The 3,745-nt window shown below is 44.3% G+C and carries 2 protein-coding genes; both read left to right on the plus strand.

The features are described from left to right. A partial coding sequence (locus tag GR160_RS19140) for a gliding motility-associated C-terminal domain-containing protein (protein ID WP_160751506.1) occupies positions 1 to 915 on the plus strand: 915 nt, incomplete at its 5' end. A gap of 163 nt (positions 916 to 1,078) precedes the next feature. Then, a partial coding sequence (locus GR160_RS19145; RefSeq protein WP_160751507.1) for a hypothetical protein occupies positions 1,079 to 3,745 on the plus strand: 2,667 nt, incomplete at its 3' end.

Raw genomic sequence — 3,745 nt, forward strand, 5'->3', positions numbered from 1 at the left:
ACGCCACAGGCTTCGAACATATTTAATGGCGTGGCAGCCTCTTCAACACCACACTCCATAACCGTTACCGATACCAACGGAACATGCCCTCCTGTTACTGGAAGCATAACCGTAGCTCCCGGAGCAACATTGCCAACAGTTATAGCCTCGGCTACCGCAACCGACTGTGCTACACAAACCGCAACAGTTACCATAACCTCTACTTTGCCTGCAACAGGCATAACGTACAGCATCGATGGCGGTGCGCCACAGGCTTCGAACGTATTCAATGGGGTGGCGGCTTCATCAACACCACATACCATAACCATTACCGATACCAACGGAACATGCCCTCCGGTTACAGGAACTATAACAATACTTCCGTTAGCTAAGCCTCAAATTACAGGCATACAGGAATGTAGAGAAACCGTATATGGAAGAAATTATATAGTCGAAGTATTGCCTCTTGCTAATTCATTCGATGTAAACACCGCTACTTTTGAATGGAGGATATCAGGAGAGCCAGCAGTCATTGGAAACGATAATATTTTAAATGTAAAGCAATATGCACAAGCCAACGGCCTTACAACAAACGATTTTCCTATAGATCTTGAAATAACCGTTATTGTACCGGGCGGTTGCAGCGAAACAGCAATTTATAATGTACAAGGCATCTTCTGCGACATACCAAAAGGTATTTCTCCTAACAACGACAGTAAGAACGATAGCTTTAACCTTACCGGAATGAGAGTAACGCACCTTAGCATATTTAACCGATATGGTATGGAAGTTTACAGCAGAAGTAATTATACTGACGAATGGCACGGCCAACATAAAGACGGGAATGACCTGCCAACCGGGACATACTATTATGTAGTACAAACCGAAAGCGAATCGAAAACCGGATGGGTTTATATTAACCGACAGGAAAACTAAAATAGATTTTTTGTAAAGCCGCCCATAGGGCGGCTTTACTTTTTATTAACAAAGTTAACATTCAAAACACAATTAACTAATTGTTATATAACTATTTAAAAACAGGATTACGTACAAATACGCATAACTTCGGCCTGTTAAAACCATCTTAAAATTTTATCGGATGTTTGAAAAAAACAAAAGACAGGGTACACCAGTAATAGTGCTGCTCTTTTTTTTTGCGCTGCTAATTTCGCAACAAACGGCTGCCCAAATTTATCAGCATAATTTTGGCACAACGACTATAAATGCTCCGGCAGCATATTCTGTAGCACCTACTGTGCTTAACCCTAACCTCTCAGGATCATCCTGGACAAATAGTGCCGGTCCATGGACAAGCAATACGGGTGCTACGGGTCAGGCACTGCAATTTAGTACGGCAGCAGGCACAAACACCATAACTCTTACGTTTAATGTTGCGAGCGGTTTCCAGGCAAATATAAACGCCTACAGTTTTTGGACAAGGCGAAGTAGCTCCGGACCTCAAAACTGGGAGATGTCTATAAACGGAACAGTTGTAGACAGCGATTTAGTAACAGTTCCCGGAAGCAGTACAGGCAATACAAGTATAACTCCGCTAAATGGCTTAACAGGCACGGTAACTGTACAACTTACATTATCTAATGCCTCAGGAGGAAACTTCAGAATAGACGATTTCACACTTTACGGTACTGTAACTTCTAACTGTAACGGTGCGATTATTAACCGTATAGATCCGGTAAGCGGGCCTGTAAATACAGTGGTTACTTTTTACGGAAGCAATTTTACCAATACCACATCCGTAGCCTTTGACGGCGTGCCGGCAACAGCCTTTACTGTAATATCTGATACAGAACTGAAAGCAACCGTTCCACTTGGTGTTACGGCGGGAGAACTAAGCGTAACCTCCAACGGATGTACCGGTGCGGGAGCTCCCCCAGGTACTTTTACCCTCATAGATTCAAACTTCAGGAATCCCGACATTTATATTTCAGAAATTTATGATGCATATAGTGGTGTACCAGGAGCAATTGAGCTTTATAATCCTACAACTCAGCCTGTAGTACTTGATGGCCGCTACAGACTTTTAAGGTATGGTGATATTGGCGATCAAACCCCAAGCTATGACATGAGCTTAACAGGTACAATAAATCCCGGCCGCACATTTATCGTAGGTCTTAGTATTGGCTCGATCTGTCCGGGTGTTACCAGTGATTTTCCTTTAACTAACGGTATCAATGCAAACGACGAGTTTGAGCTTCTAAAAGATAATGATATTATTGATAACGCCGAGATACGTGCCGGAACCAGCGACCTTGGCGGAAGGGGCTATAGTCTTGTACGAAAGCCCAATGCACGTGCGCCAAAAATAAATTTTGATCCTCTAGACTGGGATTTATATGGCACAGAAAGATGCGACTTTCTTGGCTCGCACGACGTTACACCATTAAATGATCAGGTTACCATAACACACCCCCAAAGCCAGAATATTTGCGATAATACTTCAGTAAGCTTAACCGCAGCAGTCTCAACCGGCACAGGGTTAACCTATCAATGGAAAGTATTAGATGCCGCCGGTGCATGGATAAATGTAACCAACAACAGTACTTATTCCGGGGCTACAACAGGAACACTGACCATTAATGCCAACCAAAGCTTTGATGGAAGCCAGTATTACTGCAGCATCAATTCGACAACATTTGAGATAAACACTAACGCAGCACAGATAGAGATCCTTTCGGCAGGACCGGGTGTAACCACTACCCTTTCTCCAACAGACTGTTCTACCAATACCGCTACGGTAAGTATTAATACTGCTCCAGCCACAGGTATAACATTTACTTTAGGATCAAGGCCTTCGCAAAACTCAAATGTATTCAGTTCGGTTGCTCCCGGCACCTACTCTATTACCGTTAGCTTTGGTGCATGTACTTCAACAGGTTCAGTAACAGTTCCTCCGGGAGGCTTAGCTCCTCTTGTTGCAACTGTTGGCTCTACAGACTGTGCTACAAATCAGGCAACAATTACCATAACAGCACCAACAGGAACAGGTATTACTTATACGTTAGATGGAGGAACACCACAAACAAGCACAAACTTTACGGCTGCTCCGGGCACACACACAATTGTAGCCAGTTCTGGGGGATGCAGTGTGACAGATACTAATGTTACAGTAGCTCCGGGCTCAGCTTTAAGTCCAGTTATTGCAACGGTTGGCACTACAAGCTGTGCCACAAATCAAGCAACAATTACCATAACTGCCCCAACAGGGACAGGCATTATGTACTCTCTTGATGGTGGAACACCACAGGCAAGCACAAGCTTTACAGTTGCTCCGGGTACGCATACCATTGTGGCAACGTTAGGTAGCTGTTCAGTAACCAACAACAACATAGTAGTGGCGCAACCTACACCACTTAATCCACTAATTGCAACGGTTGGCACTACAAGCTGTGTAACAAATAGTGCAACCATTACCGTAACCGCTCCAACAGGAACAGGTATTATGTACTCCCTTGACGGAGGAACACCACAGGCAAGCACAAGCTTTACGGCTGCTCCGGGTACACATACCATTGTGGCAACATTAGGTAGCTGTTCAGTAACTAACAACAGCATAGTAGTGGCGCAACCAACACCGTTAAACCCTATTGTTGCAACTGTTGGCACTACAAGCTGTGCAACAAATCAAGCAACAATTACCATAACTGCCCCAACAGGGACAGGCATTATATACTCTCTTGATGGTGGAACACCACAGGCAAGCACAAGCTTTACCGCCGCTCCGGGTACGCATACCATTGTGGCAACG

Source organism: Flavobacterium sp. Sd200 (assembly GCF_009826935.1).
In the GTDB taxonomy this organism is placed as follows: domain Bacteria; phylum Bacteroidota; class Bacteroidia; order Flavobacteriales; family Flavobacteriaceae; genus Flavobacterium.